The sequence below is a fragment of the Isoptericola cucumis genome, from assembly GCF_014635665.1.
Lineage (GTDB): Bacteria > Actinomycetota > Actinomycetes > Actinomycetales > Cellulomonadaceae > Isoptericola > Isoptericola cucumis.
Map to the genome: position 1 here is coordinate 46408 of NZ_BMDG01000013.1, position 16636 is coordinate 63043.

The following is a 16636-nucleotide window of genomic DNA, read 5'->3' on the forward strand; positions in this document are numbered from 1 at the left end:
GTCCTAGACTCGGCAGATGACGCTCGTGACGTTCAAGGACCTGTGCATCGACGCCACCGACGCCACGGTGCTCGGGGCGTTCTGGGCGCGCGCGCTGGGTCTGGAGGCCGCGTCGCTGGACGACGGCGACGTGGCGCTGCGCGACGTGCCCGAGCCCGGCCGCGAGCCGGACCCGCACCGCACGGTGTGGGTCAACACGGTCCCCGAGGCGAAGACGGTCAAGCACCGCGTGCACCTCGACGTCCGCGCGGCGTCGCTCGACGACTTCCCGGCGAGCCCGCAGCTCACCGAGCCGGGAGAGTTCCTCTGGACCGTGATCGCCGACCCGGAGGGCGGCGAGCTCTGCGTGTTCACGGCCGACGACGTGCCCGACTACCGCCTCAAGGACGTCGTCGTCGACTGCGCGGACTACCGGGCGGTGGCGGAGTTCTGGCACGGGCTGCTGGGCGGCGTCCTGACCATGGACGACGACGAGGGCTACGCCTACCTGGACGAGGGTGCGGGCGTGCCGTTCGAGTCGTTCGACTTCGTGCCGGTGCCCGAGCCCAAGACGGTGAAGAACCGCGTGCACTGGGACGTGACGCTGGGCGACGGCGTCACCACCGGCGACCTGGTCGCCCGGGGCGCGCAGGTGCTGCGCGGCCCGGACGCCGAGATCTCGTGGACGGTCATGGCCGACCCCGAGGGCAACGAGTTCTGCGTCTTCCCGACGCCGAGCTAGCGGGCGGTCGAGCCGGCCAGCGCGGCCAGCACCCGGTCCACGCTCGAGCGGATGCCCCAGCGCTCGACGAGAGCGTCCAGCGCGGCGGGGTCGGCGGGCTCGCGCGGCAGCGCGTCGTCCACGTCCGGCACGGGCGCGTCGCGGGCCACCTGCACCACCACGGGCGCCACGTCGAGGTAGTCCGCGGCGTCGATCAGCCGCCGGCGCTGGGTGGGCGTCAGCCCCGGCGCCCCGTCGCGGGCGGCGGCGCGGATCGCGTCGAGGCTGCCGAACGCGTCGATCAGCTTGGCCGCCGTCTTCTCCCCGATGCCCGGCACGCCGGGCAGCCCGTCCGACGGGTCGCCGCGCAGGATCGCCATGTCCGCGTAGGCGGCCCCGGTCGGCACCCCGTACTTCTCCGCGATCCGCGCCTGGTCCACGACGTCCGGATCGCGCACCCCGCGCGCCGGGTACAGCACCCGCACGCCCGCGGTGTCGTCCACCAGCTGGAAGAGGTCCCGGTCTCCCGTGACGATGTCGACGCCCGCCGGCATGACGACCCCCGCCACCCCGGGCACCGGCATGGCCGCGGCGGCGGAGCGCTCGAGCTGCCGGGCGGTGAGCGTGCCGATGACGTCGTCCGCCTCGAATCCGGGGGCGCCCACGCGCGCGATGCCGAGGGCGGCCAGGACGTCCACGATGACGGGCACCTGCGGCGTGAGCGCGTCGGGGACCTCCTCGACGTCGGTCTCGCCGGCGGGCGTCAGCCGGGCCACCCGGTGCGCCTTGTAGGACTCGATCGCGTCGACGCGGAACGCGGGGCGCCAGTCGTCGTCCCAGCACGCCACGAGCCGGTCGGGCCGGTGCTCGGTGACGAGGAAGGCGATCATGTCCAGCAGCCCGCGCACCGCGTTGACGGGCCTGCCGTCGGGGGAGCGCAACGAGTCGGGCAGACCGTAGAAGGCACGGAAGTACAGGCTCGCGGTGTCGAGCAGCATCAGGCTCATGGCCACAGCCTCCCATCCGCCGCGGCGGCGCGGCGTGCGCCCGTCAGTCGAGGCGCGCGGGCAGGCCGAACCGGGGGAACCAGGTGGCGGTGTCGAGGAACGTGGTGATGCCCGTGATGCGGCCGCCGCCGTCGTCCTCCAGGACCGCGAGCCCCCACGGCGACCACCCGCCCGTCGGGTCCTGGCGGTACTGGGCGTACGCCATCGACCCGTTCGCGCGCACCGGCAGGCAGCGCGACCCGCGGCAGCCCGCACCCGCGCCGAGCATCCAGCGCACGACCTCCGAGCGCCCGCTCACCCACATCGTGTACGGGGGCATGTTGAGCACGGCGTCCTCGTGCAGGAGCTTCACCAGGGCGTCCATGTCGTACCGCTCGAACGCGTCGAGGTAGCGCTCCAGGAGCTCCTGGTCCACGGGCGTCCAGCCGTCGCCGCGACCGTCCTCGCCGGCGTCGCGACGCAGCGCCTTGCTGCCGAGGGTGGCGCGGGCGCGCTGCAGGGCGCTGTTGACCGACGCGACGGTGGTGCCGAGGAGGGCGGCGACCTCCGCCGCCGACCAGCGCAGCACCTCGCGCAGCACGAGCACCGCGCGCTGGCGGGGCGGCAGGTGCTGGAGCGCGGCGACGAAGGCGAGCCGGATCGACTCGTGCCCGACCGCCATGTCCGCGGGGTCGCCCGCACGCGGCAGCACCGCGTCGTCGGGGACGGGCTCGACCCACCGCTCCTCCGGCAGGACGTCGCCGAAGTACTGCTCCTCCGCGGGCTGCGCGCCGCCGAGGCCCATCGGCCGCTCGCGCCGCTTGCTGGAGCCCAGGTGGTCGAAGCACACGTTGGTCGCGATCCGGTACAGCCACGAGCGCAGCGACGAGCGGCCCTCGAACCGGTCGTACGCGCGCCAGGCACGCAGCATGGTCTCCTGCACGGCGTCGTCGGCCTCGAACGCGCCGCCGAGCATCCGGTAGCAGTACCCGGTGAGCTCGCCGCGGAACGGCTCGAGGAGCGCGCCGACGTCCTCGTCGGTGGTGGTGTCCGGGCGGCTGAGCGTCTCGACCTCAGGTGAACGTGTCACGCGTCACACGGTACGACGGCCCTCCGACACTCGACAGGGCTCCGGCGGGGGAGGTTTCAGCGGGGGTCCTCGCGCGGCAGCACCCGCTCGACGAGCGGCACGGTGCCCGACGCCGGCGTCGCCGGCCGCGTCCGCACCCGCTGCACCGCGCCTGTGAGCGGGCGCGAGCCCCGGTCGATCTCGAACCACACCGTCTTGCCCTCGACGACCCCGGAGTGCCGGCCCACCGCGTCCGAGCCGTCGTGGCGCTCCACGCCCCACCGCGACGCCAGCCGGTCGAGGAAGAGCACCCCGCGGCCCGACAGGTCGTGCGGGCTGGGGGACTGCAGCTCCGGCTCGGCCGTGCTGCCGTCACGCACCCCGACGCGCAGGCGCCGGCCGTCCACCTCGACCCGGGCCGTGATGGGCCCCTCGCCGTGCTCGAGGGCGTTGGTGAGGATCTCGGAGGTGAGCAGCATCGCGGTGCGGCGCCGCTCGTCGTCGACCTCGCACGACTCCAGGACGTCGTCGACCCACCGTCGGGTCGGCCCCAGGTCGCTGAGGTCGTCGGAGGCCACGCGCCGCTCGGCGCGCGCGGGGCCCGCGGGCGACGGGGGACCGGACGGCGCAGGCACCCGCACGCGCACGGCCAGCACCGCGACGTCGTCGCGCTGCGGGTCGGCGACCAGGCCGCGCAGGAGCGCGCGCGGCACCGCCGACGTGGCCTCGCCGTGGGCGCCGGCGAGCACCCGCTCGAGGTCCGCGAGGCGCTCCTCGCTCGGGACGCCCCGGCGTTCCACCAGCCCGTCCGTGTACAGCACGAGGGTGTCGCCCGGCAGGAGCCGGCAGGTGCGGTCGGTGCGCCCCGTGGCGGGCACGACGCCGAGCAGCAGGTCGGGCACGTCGGCCAGGCGCTGCACCGTCCCGTCGCGGCGCAGGACCATCGGCGGCGGGTGCCCGGCGACCGACCAGGTGAGGGTGTACGCCCGCTCGGGGCGCTCGGCGGCGTCGTCACCGGCCTCCGCCCCGGTCGCGACGGGCCCGGGCGAGGGCGACGGCGGGTCCCGGTCCAGGCGGGCGACGACGGCCGTCGCCATCGCGCTCGGGCCGAGGCGGTCGTTGGCGCGGTCGAGGCGGGACAGGAGCGCGGCCGGCGACTCGTCGTGGCTCCACGCCAGGGCGCGCAGCATCGACCGCAGCTGCCCCATCTGCGCGGCGGCGTGCACGTCGTGGCCGGCCACGTCGCCGATCATCACGATCGCCGTGCCGTCGTCGCGTACCACCGCGTCGTACCAGTCGCCGCCGACCTGGTCCGTGCGCGCCGCCGGGGAGTAGGTGGTCGCGATGTCGAGGTGCGCCACGGTCGGGGGCGCCGTCAGCATCGACTCCTGCAGCGTCGTCGCGACGCGGCGCCGGGCCTCCAGCAGCGCCACCCGCTCCAGCGCGAGGGCGACGTACCGGCTGATGGTCGACTCGAGCGCCGCCGTCTCGGCGTCGTGCTCCCGCACCGTGTCCCACACGCACGCGATCACGCCCACGACGGTGCCGTTGGAGGACACCGGCAGGAACGAGCGCGCCCCCTCGGAGACCGACCCGACGGGCCGCATCTCCGGGTAGGCGGCCACCATCTCCGCGTGGTCGCGGAAGCGCAGCGGGGTGCGGGTGCGCACGACGTGCGTGTCCGGCCGGGCGGCGTCGAGGCGGGTGCTGCGCATCTGCGTCGTGCCCGGCTCCTGGTGCCCGACGGTGAAGAACGACAGGTGGCGGCGGTCGGCGTCCACCAGGGCGAGCGACACCCAGCGCGCGCCCGTGCCGGTGCCGATGACGTGCGCGATCGCGTCCTCGACCTCGTCCAGCGTGGTCACCCGCGCGAACCGTTCGCTCAGGCCGAGCAGGAACCGGGAGCGACGGTGGGCGCGGAACGCGACCTGCTCGGCGAGGCGCGCCCGCTCCCGCTCCGCGCGCATGCGCAGCTCGCTGGAGCAGGCCGCGGACAGGTCGGCGAGGGTGGCCAGGTCGACCTCGGTCCAGTCGCGGACCTCGGACGACAGGGCCCACAGCGCGCCCACCACCTGGCCGCGGGCGTCCTCGACCGGGTAGCCGGCGTAGGAGCAGGCCACGAGGTCCTGGACCTGGTGGCGGCCCTCGACGCGCGGGTCGTTCTCGGCGTCGCGCACCACCAGGGGGGTGCGGGTGCGCGCGACCGTCGCCGTCAGCGGCTGCGGCAGGGAGATGCGGCGGGTGCGCTGCGCCTCCTCCGGGAAGCCGACCGCGCCCGGGAGAGTCTGGCCCGTGGGCCCGAGCATGACGATGGCGGCGGCGGGCACGCCCAGCTGGCGGTGCACGAGCCGCGCGATGCGGTCGAAAACCTCGTCTGCGACGGGCTCTCCGGCGGCGGGGTCGGTCTCGGGAGCGGGCAGTGAGCCGACGACCTGGACTTCCGGCACCTCGTCAGTATGGACCCTGCTCGCTCAGACGCCGAGGAGCCCGCGCCGGTGCGCGACCGCGACGGCCTCCGCCCGCCCGGACACCCCCAGCTTGGCGAGCAGGTTCGACACGTGGACGCTGACCGTCTTGGTGGAGATGTACAGCTGCTCGCCGATCTGCCGGTTGCTCAGCCCCTGCGCCACCAGCGTCAGCACCTCCTCCTCGCGCTCGGTCAGGACGGAGGTGGTGCGGCGGGCGCCCGGCAGCGGCACGCGGGCGCGGCGCCCCCAGGCGTGGATCGCGTCGGCGAGCGGGGCCGCGCCCATCGCCCGCGCCTCGCCCAGCGCCTCGGCGGCCTCCACCTCCGCGGCCGACACGTCGCCGGTGGCCCGCAGCGCCTGCGCCCAGCGGAAGCGGGAGCGGGCCACCTCGTACCGGTAGCCGAAGTCGAACTCGCGCACCGTCGACTCCCAGACGGCGGGGTCGGCGGGGGCGTCGGCGAGCGCGGCCCGCAGCCGGGAGTGCTCCGCCTCCGCCCGCCGCAACCAGGCGCGCCCCTCCGGCCCGAGCTGGCCGCCGCGCGGGCGCCCGCGGCGCGCGGTCTCGCGCGCGACCTCGACCAGCGCGTCGCCGCGGGCGAGCCCGTCGGCCCCCGTGTCGGCGGCGCCCCGGGGGCGGGCCTCGGCCTCGTCGGCCAGCGCGGCGAGGGCGAGCGCGCAGATCCAGATGCGGCCGAGGAAGAACTCCGACCACGCGGCGCCCAGGTGCGCGGCGACCTCCTCCGCGAGCGCGACCGCGTCGTCGTAGCGGCCCGCCCACGTCATGGCGTCGACGAGGGTGCCGCCGGAGATCAGCGCGACCTGGCCGTCGGAGTCCCAGTGGGGACGCAGCACCTCCGCCCGGGGGGCCGCGTCGGCGCCCTCGCGGGCGACCGCGGCGTACAGGCGGCCGGTCTCGAGGTAGGGCAGCACCCAGGCGGGGGCGCCCGCGGGCAGCTCGCGCTCCGTCAGGTCCCCGGTGAGGTAGGGGAGGATCTGGGCGAGGTCGACCATCTCCACCCCGTACGTGGACCACAGCATGCCCGTGGCGCGCGCCCGTGCGAGCCCGTCGTCGAGGGTGTGCGCCGCGGCCTCGAGGCGGCCGGCGTAGAAGTGCGTGGCGGACAGGTTGTACCAGGACCGCAGCTCCGTGGGCAGGTCGCCCGCGTCGACGGCGCGCTCGCGGGCCGCCGCGAGGCGCCCCGCGGCGGCGTCGGGCTCGGCGACCTCGAGGATGGCGAGGGTGGTCTGCGCGTCCGCCTCCGCGGACGCGGCGCCCGCGCGCCGCGCGACGTCGACCGCCAGCCGTGCGTAGGTGCCGGCCTCGTCGTCCAGGTCCTTGGTGAGCAGCACCCGGGCGCGGACCGCGAGCGTCCACGCCAGGTCCGCCGTGGCCTCGGCGTCGTCGACGGACGGCTCGCCCGCGCCGTCCGCGCCGGGGAGCAGCACGTCCAGCGCGAGGGTGGTCTGCTCCAGCGCGTCGTGCGCGGGCTCGACCGCCAGCAGGTGGCGGACCAGCACGTGCCGCAGCCGCGCCTGGCGCTCCGGGTCGTCGTGCAGGGCCTCGACGGCCCGCCGGGCCAGCTGTTCCGCCCGCGTCGTCTGACCCGCGGAGCTGGCGGCGGCCGCGGTCTGGAGCGCGACGTCGACCCGGTCGGCGCCGACGAGGTCCCCGGCGTCGGGCACCGACTCCCACAGCGACAGGACCTGGTCGAGGTGGCGCAGCTCCTCGGCGGGGGCGAGCAGCTCGGCCGCGCTCCGTGCCGCCTCCCACGAGGCGACGAGCGCGGCGGGCAGGTCGTGGGAGTGGAGCGCGTGGTGCGCGCGGTTGGCCGCGGAGCCGAGCCCCGGGTTGTCGGTGAGCGCCCCCAGGTAGGCCCGGTGCATCGCCGTGCGCTCGCCGGGCAGCAGGTCGAGCTCCAGCGCCTCGGCGACGAGCGCGTGGCGGAACGCGACGTGCTGCCCCTCCACGCCCAGCACCTGCTGCGCCACGGCCTCGCGCAGCGCGGCGTCCGCCGCGCCGGGGGCGTCCAGGCCGGACGTGCGCGGCGCCGCGGCGCGCAGCAGCGCCTCGTCCACCTGGCGCCCGGCCACCGACGCCAGGCGCACCAGCTGCTGCACGGCCGGGTCGAGGCGCTGCAGCCGCGCCTGCAGCACGTCGGCCAGCGACCACGGCAGGCCCGCCGACGACTGCCCGGCGTCGAGCAGCTCCTCCGCGAAGAAGGCGTTGCCGTCCGACCGGCTGCGCACGGCGTCGAACTCCCGCTCGTCGAGCGGCTCGCCGCGGGTCGCGGTGGTGAACTCGCGCAGCTCGTCGGTGGTGAACGGCGTCAGCTCCACGTGCTCCACCGGGCGCTGCCGGTGCAGCTCCGCGATGACGGGCCGCAGGGGATGGCGGCGGTGCACGTCGTCGCTGCGGTACGTCACGACGAGCAGCAGGTGCTCGGAGCGCAGCCGTGCCACGACGAACCGCAGCACGTCGCGCGTGGACTCGTCCGCCCAGTGCGCGTCCTCCACCACGAGCACCAGCGGGGCGCCCGCCCGCCCGGCGGCGGCGAGGCTGCCCGCGACGCCGTCGAGGAGCTGCAGCCGCTCGGCGTGGTCGGTGCCCGATCCGGTGGCCGGGTCCAGCAGCCGGGTCAGGGCGGGCCGCTGGCCGATCACGTCGGACACGCCCGCGTCGTCGCGCAGCTGGGCGAGCGCCTCGGTGAACGGCAGGTACGGGATGCCCACCTCGCCCAGGTCGACGCAGTGCGCGGTGACGACGCGCGCCCCTGCTGCCTGCGCGACCTCGGCGAGGTGGGTGACGAGCCGGGTCTTGCCGACCCCGGCGTCGCCGCCGAGCAGCAGCACGCCGGGCATCCCGTCCGCCGCGCGCTCCAGCGCACGACGGAAGGTGTCGACCTGCTCGTCGCGGGCGATCAGCGGGACCTGGGGGGAACGGCGCACCCCGTGATCGTCCCACCGGCCGCCCACACCCGCCCCAGGATTTCCCGCGCCCCCGGCCGCCGGGCCGGGGGCGCCGACCGCCCGCACGTCAGGCGGCCCGGCGTCCGGCGCCGTCCTGCGGCCGCATCGCGGCCAGGGCGTCGGAGATCTCCGACGTCCGGCGGGTGACCTGCTGGTCCCACGCCCGGGCGTCGGTGCGGGCGGCGACGGCGTCCATCGCGGACCCGAGCCGCTCGACGGCCCGGCGGGCGCGGGCGGTCCGGGTGGCGTCGCGGTCCGCGACCTCCCGGGCCCGGACGGCGCGACGTGCCGCGACCCGGGCGCCGGCGGCCTCCACGGCACGACGCGTCTGGCGGGCGACCCACGTGCCCGCGGTGCGCACCATGCGCGGCGTGCCCCGCTGGTAGCTGCGGGCGAGCCGCTCGCGGCGGTACTCCTGCTCGGCCATGATCGCCAGGTCGAAAACCGACATCTGGTCCATCTCTTCGTCCCCTCGCCGGCCGGGCGTTCCCGGCCTCTCGTGCCGGCCCCTGCCGGCTGTCCGTCGATCTCGTGGTGCCCACGCTCGTCCTGAGGCCGGGGTCCGCGGATCGGTCAGTTGCCCCGTCTTCGCCGGGCGGGGTACCTCAGACGCCGTCCGACCTGCTGAGGGGGTGGTCTGAGGTGGTCCCGCGAGGGGCCTGAGGCACCCCGCCGGGGCCGTGCACCGCCGCCGGCGGGCCTGCTATCGCCCCGGGCATCCGTCACGGCTATCCGTTGCGATCTGGGTCACACCGGTCGCACACTGGAGACCGGACCGATACGGGGGTGGACTCGTGGCTGGATCTGTAGCAGGCGCGTTCGACGCGCTGCCCATGCTGGGGCGTGGCAAGCACCGCAACCCGAAGAAGGGCGCGTGCTTCATGGAGCTCGCGTCGTTCCTGGCGGGCGAGCGGTGGAGCGACCACCCGCAGTGCACGCACCCGCTGCTCGCGATGCTCGCGCGCGCGGTGAACGACCTGACCTCCGACGGCGCGCGGCCGCGCCTGGCGCCGCTGATCCCGTCCGTCATCGGGCTGACCAGCGACGACCCGCGCTGGGACGTGCGCATCGCGCTGCACGCGGCGCAGACCGCCCTGCCGGTGGCGCCCGCCGACCGGCAGCAGACGCTCGCCGTCGCGATCATCGGCGCCGAGCGGATGCTGGACACGCTGGACGACCGGCCCGACGGCACGCTGGCGCCCGAGAGCGCCGACGCCCTCGCCGCCGCGCCCAAGACGGCCCAGTGGGCCTACCGGTTCTGCGAGGGCACGCGCGTGCGGCCCAAGCGCTTCGTGCGCGACGCCGCGCCGTCCGTGGTCTCCACGGCCGTGCAGGGCATCAGCGAGGCGTTCGTGCCGGACGTCGACGCCCGGCTGTACGACCTGCTCCGGACGACGGTCGACGACGCCCGCCGCTGGGCCGGCCGCGACGAGGACGGGCCGCAGCTGCGCGAGGAGGAGTGGACGACGGTCGTGAAGCCGGCCGCCTCGGTGTGAGCCGGTGAATGAGCCGGCGGGTGAGCCGGCGGGTTCTGGTAGACCGGGGTCCGTGACCACCACCGACCGCGAGGCCGGCACCTCGACCGTGCCCGCCGCCGACAACCCCCTGGAGCAGCTGACCCTGGACGACCTGCGTCGTCGCACGTCCGTGAAGTGGCGCGTCTACGACCCCGACGTGCTGCCGATGTTCGTCGCCGAGATGGACACGCCCACCGCGCCGTTCGTCGCGGACGCCGTGGCCCGGGCGCTCGCCGACGGCGACACGGGCTATCACACCGGCCCCATGTACGCCGAGGCGCTCGCGCCGTTCGCCGAGCGCCGGTGGGGGTGGGCGCCGGACGTCGCGTCCAGCCGCACGCTGCCCGACGTCATGGTGGCGGTCACCGAGGTGCTGCGCGTGCTCACGAGCCCGGGGGACGCCGTCGTCGTCACCCCGCCCGTGTACCCGCCGTTCTACGAGTTCCCCGCCGGCGAGGGGCGCCAGGTCGTCGAGGCGCCGCTCACCACGGACGCGCGCCTCGACCTCGACACCCTCGAGGCCGCGTTCGGGCGCGCGACCGGGGGAGGGCCGGACGGCGGGCCCGGGAGCGGCCGGCGCGCGGTGCTGCTGCTGTGCAACCCGCACAACCCGACGGGCACCGTCCACACGCGGGCCGAGCTCGAGGCGGTCCTCGCGCTCGCGGACCGGTACGGCGTGCGCGTCGTCGCGGACGAGGTCCACGCGCCGTTCACGTTCGAGTGCGTCGGGCAGGGTGCGCCGTTCGTCCCGCTGCTGAGCGTCGCCGGGGCGGACCGGGCGATCGTCGTGCACTCGGCGTCCAAGGCGTTCAACCTCGCCGGGCTGCGCGCCGCGGTCGCCCTCGGCGGCCCGGGTGCGGCCGCCGACCTGCGCCGCGTCCCCGAGGTGGCGGGGCACGCCGTCAACCACCTCGCGGTGCTGGCGCACGCCGCCGCCTACACGCACGGCGACGCCTGGCTGGACGCGCTGCTCGCGGGGGTGGCCCGCAACCGCGGGCTGGCCACCCGGCTGCTCGCCGAGGGCGCGCCCGCCGTGCGCGTGCAGCCCGCCGAGGCGACCTACCTCGCCTGGCTGGACGTGCGCGACGCGCTGCCGGCGGACGTGGCCCCCGCCGCCGCCCACGGCTTCGTCCTGGACCGCGCCCGCGTCGCCCTCGGCGACGGTATCCCGTTCGGCAGCGGCGGCACCGGCCGGCTGCGGCTGAACCTGGCGACGTCGTCCGCGGTCCTCACGGACGCCGCCCGGCGCATCGCCGCCGCCCTCGCGCGGTAACCGACCTCCGGTCGGCCCCGGCGGGGCGGGCTACCGCGGCGGGTAGTCGGGGGCGGGTCCGGCGCCGGAGGCCTCCTCCAGCGTGGTCACGCCGGCGACGTGCATGTGCGCCGCGAGTCCGACGCCGACGTAGCGCAGGTGCCACGCCTCCGGCGCGTAGCCGGTGACGGCGCGGGCGCCGCGCGGGTAGCGCACGACGAACCCGTACCGCCAGGCGTGGGCCTCGACCCACCGGCTGGTCCGGGTCCCCTCGAACCGCGTGTAGGGCGTCCCGGCCTCGCTGACGTCGGCCGCCAGGCCGGTCTGGTGCTCGGAGTAGCCGCCGCGCGCGGAGTAGGTGTCGGCCGCCGCCCGGCCGTCGCGCTCGACGTACCGCCGGTACAGCCGCTGCTGGGTGTCGGCGTCCCGGTAGCCGGACTGGAGGACGAGCTCGCGGCCCGTCGCCCGCTCGGAGGCCGCGGCGAGGCGCTCGAGCGCGTGCGCCGCGACCGGCCGGAGCCGGTCGTTGCCGCCGACGGCGCGCACGTCGGGGCGGGTGAGCCGCTCCGGCGCCCAGTCCCGCGGCGTCACCGGGTAGGCCTTGTTGACGAGAACCTGCAGGTCAGCCGGGTCGGTCGCGGCGCGGGTGCCCACGCCGTCGACGAGGGGCGCGGGCACGGGGATCGCGGCCGTCGCCGCGGGTGCGCCGGCGCCCCCCGCGACCGCCGCCGTCGTCAGCATCGTCGTCGTGAGAAGAGCCGCACAGGTTCTGCGCAGCACGACCACACGACATTCCGGGGACACGCCTCCCAGACTGCCAGTCAGCGGCTACGCTCGCCAAGGTGCGCCGTCGGAACCGCCCCGCCCTCGTCCTCCTGGCCAGCGCGCCCGCGATGCTGTTGCTCGCGGCATGCTCCGGCCCCGACCGGCCGCCCGCGGACGACGTCGCCGAGGCGCTCGCGAGCGCCCTGCAGGCCCGCGACCTGGCCGACGTCCCGCTGCAGGTGGGCGGCTCGGTCGACGCGCAGACGCAGCTCGACCAGATCCTGGACCCCCTCGCGACGGCGACCGGCGAGCGCGAGCGTGCGGTGACCGTCGAGGACATCGGCAAGGCCCAGGAGGCGGACGGCGCCGTCACCGTGCCCGTCAGGCTGGGCTGGACCTGGGAGCTCGCCGAGGGCACCGCGTGGGAGTACGACACGACGGCGGACCTGGCATACGTGGAGCCCGCCGAGGCGGACGGCGAGGGGTCGTGGGAGGTCGTGTGGCGCCCCGACGTGCTGGTGCCGGAGCTGGCGCCGGGCGAGCGGCTGGAGGTCGAGCGGCTGGACGCGGACCGTGCCGACGTGCTCGCCGGCGACGACCAGCCGATGGTGACCGCACGGAAGGTGTGGCACCTCGGCGTCGACAAGACGGCCGTCGAGGGGCTGGGGATCGAGTCGGCGGCCCGCGAGCTCGCCGTCCTGGTCGGCCTCGAGCCCAACGAGTTCTTCGCCCAGGTGGACGCCGCGGGCGACGACGCGTTCGTCGAGGCCATCACGGTGCGCGACGTCGACCCGGGCACGGACTTCTCGGTGGACGACGCCCGCGAGATCCCCGGGGTGCTGGCGGTCGAGGACTCCCTCGAGCTGGCCCCGTACAGCGACTTCGCGGCACCGATCCTCGGCCGCTCGGGCGAGGCGACGGCGGAGGTCGTCGAGGAGTCGGAGGGGCGGGTGCAGGCGGGGGACGTCGCCGGCCTCACGGGCCTGCAGCGTCAGTACGACGAGCGGCTGGCCGGCGTGCCGGGCGTCGTGGTGCGGGTGCTGCCGCCGGACGGGTCGGACACGTCGCTCGACGGCTCCGAGGTCGTCGAGGACGGCGAGCCGCGCGAGGTGTTCCGCGTGGACGCCAAGGACGGCGCCCCGGTGCGCACCACGCTCGACCTCGGCGTGCAGGGCCGGGCCGAGGACGTGCTGTCCGGCGTCGGGCCGGCGAGCGCCATCGTCGCGGTCCGGCCGTCGACGGGCGCCGTGCTCGCGGCGGCGAGCGGGCCCGGCGGGGAGGGGTGGTCGACGGCCACGCTCGGCCAGTACCCGCCCGGCTCGACGTTCAAGATCGTGGACGCGCTCGCGTTCCAGCGGGCGGGCCTCACCGCGGACTCCACCGTGCAGTGCGCCGACACGATCACCGTCGAGGGGCGCGAGTTCGGCAACGTCCCCGGCTACCCGGCGTCGGCCCTGGGCGAGGTGCCGCTGAGCACGGCCTTCGCGCACTCCTGCAACACCGCGATGATCGCGCAGCACGAGCTCGTGGGGCAGGGCGACCTGGCGTCCGCCGCGGCCGGGCTCGGGCTGGCGGGCGACGAGGCCGCCACGGCGGCGCTGGGCGTGCCCGCGTTCCTCGGGTCGGTGCCGGCGGAGGCGAGCGGGACCGAGCACGCCGCGTCGCTCATCGGTCAGGGCAAGGTGCAGACGTCGCCGCTCGGGATGGCCACGGTCGCCGCGAGCGTCGCGGCCGGTGAGCCGGTGCAGCCGGTCCTGGTGCGCTCCGACGAGGACGGCGGGGGCAAGGACGACGCGGCGCCGAAGGCCCCGGTCACCGAGGACGAGGCGGCGGTGCTGCGCGACCTGATGCACGGGGTGGTGACCGACGGCAGCGCCGACCTCCTGCAGGACGTCCCGGGCGTCGTCGGCGCCAAGACCGGCACCGCGCAGTACGGCGACGGGTCGAAGCAGCACGTGTGGATGGTGGCGATCAAGGACGACCTGGCGGTGGCCGTCTTCGTCGAGGACGGCCACCGCGGTTCCGACACGGCAGGGCCCCTCATGAAGGAGTTCCTCGAGGGGCTCTGACGCCCAGGGCTCAGCCCCGGTGCGGCACCCCGGCGACGAGCCCGCCGTCGACGACGAACTCGGAGCCGGTGGAGTAGCTGGACTCGTCGCTGGCGAGGAAGAGGACCGTCTGCGAGACCTCTTCCGGCTGCGCGCCGCGCCCGAGGGGGATGAGCAGGCTGTCGGCGTCGATGCCCGTGGTCATGGGCGTGGCGACGAAGCCCGGGTGCACCGAGTTGACGCGCACCCCGGCCGGGCCGAGCTCGAGCGCCACCGACTTGGTGAGCCCGCGCACGCCGAACTTGGACGCCACGTACCCGTGCAGGCCGCGGCTGCCGCGCAGGCCCTCCACCGACGAGATGTTGATGATCGACCCGGCGCCGGCCTTCGCCATGACCGGGGAGACCGCGCGGATGCCGAGGAACGTGCCGGTGAGGTTGATGTCGAGGATCGTGCGCCACGCGTCGACGTCGTACTCCGTGATCGGCGCGCCGTTGGCGATGCCCGCGTTGTTGACGAGCACGTCGATGCGGCCGAACTCGTCCAGCGTGAAGGCGACGGCCCGCGCCCAGTCGTCCTCGCTGGTCACGTCGAGGTGCGTGTAGCGGGCGCTGGCGCCCTGCTCGTCGTTCAGCTCGGCGGCGAGGGCCTGCCCCTTGGCGTCGTCGAGGTCGGCGATGACGACCTTGCCACCCTCGGCGACGAGCGCGCGGGCGTGCGTGGCGCCCATGCCGCCGGAGCCGCCGGTGACGATCGCGACCTTGTTGTGGACCCGGGTTCCTGTGCTGGCCATGACGGCCTCCTTCGTCGAGAGGGGAGCGAGGGGTTGGGGGCACCTGCCCGCCCGGGACGCGTGCCACCGGACAGGGAGGGGGACGTCACGACGGCGTGGTCCACCAGGCGGGCAGGGCGATGTGGGCGACCCGCGGGAAGAACGCGGGGTCGCGGGGCTCGGGCGCGGCGAGCCACACCTCGAGGGCGCCGACCGTCCCCAGGCCGACGTACGTCGCGAAGGCGCGCGCGTGCAGCGCGACGTCCTCTGGCGGCGTCCCGTCGTCGAGCGGCATGAGGCCGGGGTGCTCCGTGAGGTGCTCGGTGAGGGTGCGGGTGACGTGGTCGGCGAGCAGCCGCGCGAGCGGCGCGCTGAGGCCGCCGTCGAGCGCCCGCTCGTAGACCGGCAGGTGCGCCTGGACGTGCGCGAGCAGGGCGTGGGTGTAGCGGTCGACGACCTGCTCGGCGTCGGTGCGCGTGGCGTGCCCGGCGATCTCGCGCACGTGCGCGACGAACTCGTCGTGGATGGCGTCGAGCTCGGTGGCGAGGGCGCGGGCGAGCAGCTCGGCGGGGCCGGCGGCGTGGTCGTAGAACGTCGCCCGGTTGATGCCGGCGCGGGCGGCGACGGCGGACGCGGTGAGCGTGGCGACGTCCTGCTCCGCGGCCAGCTCGAGGACGGCGGTGCGCAGCGCCTCCGCGGTGCGTTCGACCCGCTTGTCCACGCTCCCACCTCCCGCCGGACGGCTCGGGAGCGGGGGCTCCCGACGTCTTCGACGATACGCCCGGGAAACTAGTTAGGCAACACCTGTCGCCTAACTAGGCTCCCGCGCGAGAGGTCAGGAGGCGAAGCGCTCCGCCCGCTCGCGCACCCGGCCGGCCCCGCGCCCGCCGTCCGCCGCCGCGTCCCAGGTGTACACCTCGGTGCCGGTGACGAAGACGTGCTCGGCGCGCGACGTCACGTCCAGCGGGTCGCCCGACCAGACGACCACGTCGCCGTCGAGCCCGGGCGCCAGCGCCCCGACGCGGTCGTCCAGGCCGAGGAACGACGCCGGGTTCACCGTGAGCGCCTCGAGCGCCACCTGCGGGTCCAGGCCCTCCTTCACCGCGAACGAGGCCTGGTGCACGAGGAAGTTGATCGGCACCACCGGGTGGTCGGTCGTGATGGCGACGCGCACGCCCGCCTCCGCGAGCCGGGCCAGGTTCCCGATGTCCCGGTGGCGCAGCTCGACCTTGGAGCGCGAGGTGAGCATCGGGCCGTAGATGACGGGGACGTCGCGCTCGGCGAGCACGTCGGCGACCTGCGCGCCGTCCGTGCCGTGGTTGACCACCAGCCGGTAGCCGAACTCGTCGGCGAGCCGCAGGGCCGTCGCGATGTCGTCGGCGCGGTGGGTGTGCTGGTCCCACGCGAGCTCGCCGTCGAGCACCCGGGCCAGCGTCTCCTTGCCGAGGTCGCGGGCGAACGGCTCGCCCTTCGCCTCGGCCGCCGCGCGCGCCGCCGCGTAGTGCTGCGCGTCGAGGAAGGCCTGGCGGATGACGGCGGCCACGCCGAGGCGGGTGGACGGCTGCTTCTTCTGCTCGCCGTACACGCGCTTGGGGTTCTCGCCCAGCGCCGACTTCACCGAGACCGCCTCGCGGATCACCTGCTCGTCGACGGTGCGCCCGCCCCACGTCTTGATCGCCACCGTCTGCCCGCCGATCGGGTTGGCCGAGCCGGGCTTCACGACGACGGTCGTGACGCCGCCCGCGAGCGCGTCGCGGAACCCCTCGTCCTCGGCGTTGATCGCGTCGAGCGCGCGCAGGTGCGCGCCGTCCGGGCCGGTCTTCTCGTTGGTGTCGTCGCCGGCCCAGCCCTCGGCCTCCTCGTGCACGCCCAGGTGGCCGTGCGACTCGACCAGGCCGGGCAGCACCCAGCGCCCGCCCGCGTCGAGCGTGCGCACGCCGTCGGGGACCTCGACGTCCGCGCCGACGGCCGTGATGACGCCGTCGGTGACGAGGACGGTGCCCCCGGAGACCGGCAGGCCGTCGACGGGGACGACGTAGCCGCCCGTGATGGCGACGGACGAGCGAGCGGTGCGGATCGGCGTAGTCATGCC

At 76.0% G+C, this 16636-nt stretch carries 13 protein-coding genes; 4 read left to right on the top strand and 9 right to left on the bottom strand.

Annotated features, from left to right (window positions below; translation table 11 throughout):
* Positions 1-16 precede the first annotated feature (16 nt).
* Positions 17-721, top strand: coding sequence for a VOC family protein (locus tag IEW03_RS17060; protein ID WP_188524912.1), 705 nt, complete (start codon positions 17-19; stop codon positions 719-721).
* On the opposite strand, the gene IEW03_RS17065 is transcribed toward IEW03_RS17060, so the two are convergent.
* From IEW03_RS17065 to IEW03_RS17085, 5 genes are all read right to left on the bottom strand, one after another.
* Positions 718-1707 carry a 5'-3' exonuclease gene (locus IEW03_RS17065; protein WP_188524913.1) on the bottom strand — a complete coding sequence of 330 codons (990 nt, stop codon included), beginning with the start codon at positions 1705-1707 and terminating at the stop codon, positions 718-720. The genes IEW03_RS17060 and IEW03_RS17065 overlap by 4 nt on opposite strands.
* A 43-nt stretch (positions 1708-1750) precedes the next feature.
* On the bottom strand, positions 1751-2776 hold the full coding sequence (locus IEW03_RS17070; protein ID WP_188524914.1) for a sigma-70 family RNA polymerase sigma factor: 1026 nt from the start codon (positions 2774-2776) through the stop codon (positions 1751-1753).
* Between the two features lie 56 nt (positions 2777-2832).
* The gene (locus IEW03_RS17075) at positions 2833-5202 is read right to left on the bottom strand and encodes a SpoIIE family protein phosphatase (protein WP_229738387.1); all 2370 of its coding nucleotides are present in this window, start codon (positions 5200-5202) and stop codon (positions 2833-2835) included.
* 24 nt (positions 5203-5226) lie between these two features.
* The gene (locus IEW03_RS17080; protein WP_229738388.1) at positions 5227-8169 is read right to left on the bottom strand and encodes a helix-turn-helix transcriptional regulator; all 2943 of its coding nucleotides are present in this window, start codon (positions 8167-8169) and stop codon (positions 5227-5229) included.
* An 88-nt stretch (positions 8170-8257) separates the two neighbouring features.
* Positions 8258-8650 (bottom strand): hypothetical protein, encoded by a 393-nt coding sequence (locus tag IEW03_RS17085; protein ID WP_188524915.1) that lies wholly within the window; start codon positions 8648-8650, stop codon positions 8258-8260.
* Between the two features lie 334 nt (positions 8651-8984).
* Between IEW03_RS17085 and IEW03_RS17090 the strand changes: the two genes are divergently transcribed.
* Complete coding sequence (locus IEW03_RS17090) at positions 8985-9686, top strand: hypothetical protein (protein ID WP_229738389.1); 702 nt, start codon at positions 8985-8987, stop codon at positions 9684-9686.
* Between the two features lie 52 nt (positions 9687-9738).
* The gene (locus IEW03_RS17095) at positions 9739-10980 is read left to right on the top strand and encodes a MalY/PatB family protein (protein ID WP_229738390.1); all 1242 of its coding nucleotides are present in this window, start codon (positions 9739-9741) and stop codon (positions 10978-10980) included.
* A gap of 30 nt (positions 10981-11010) precedes the next feature.
* On the opposite strand, the gene IEW03_RS17100 is transcribed toward IEW03_RS17095, so the two are convergent.
* Positions 11011-11739 (bottom strand): M15 family metallopeptidase, encoded by a 729-nt coding sequence (locus IEW03_RS17100; RefSeq protein ID WP_188524916.1) that lies wholly within the window; start codon positions 11737-11739, stop codon positions 11011-11013.
* A 62-nt stretch (positions 11740-11801) separates the two neighbouring features.
* Here IEW03_RS17100 and IEW03_RS17105 point away from each other — a divergent pair, with 62 nt between their 5' ends.
* Positions 11802-13793: a penicillin-binding transpeptidase domain-containing protein gene (locus tag IEW03_RS17105; protein WP_229738391.1), complete on the top strand. Its 1992-nt coding sequence runs from the start codon at positions 11802-11804 to the stop codon at positions 13791-13793.
* 10 nt (positions 13794-13803) lie between these two features.
* On the opposite strand, the gene IEW03_RS17110 is transcribed toward IEW03_RS17105, so the two are convergent.
* The 3 genes from IEW03_RS17110 to IEW03_RS17120 all read right to left on the bottom strand — a co-directional run bounded on the left by IEW03_RS17110 (position 13804) and on the right by IEW03_RS17120 (position 16633).
* Entirely contained in the window at positions 13804-14565 is a 762-nt protein-coding gene (locus IEW03_RS17110) for a glucose 1-dehydrogenase (protein WP_188524917.1), read from the bottom strand.
* A gap of 85 nt (positions 14566-14650) precedes the next feature.
* Complete coding sequence (locus tag IEW03_RS17115) at positions 14651-15265, bottom strand: TetR/AcrR family transcriptional regulator (RefSeq protein ID WP_188524918.1); 615 nt, start codon at positions 15263-15265, stop codon at positions 14651-14653.
* Positions 15266-15379: 114 nt separating this feature from the next.
* Complete coding sequence (locus tag IEW03_RS17120; protein WP_188524919.1) at positions 15380-16633, bottom strand: amidohydrolase; 1254 nt, start codon at positions 16631-16633, stop codon at positions 15380-15382.
* Positions 16634-16636: the final 3 nt, after the last annotated feature.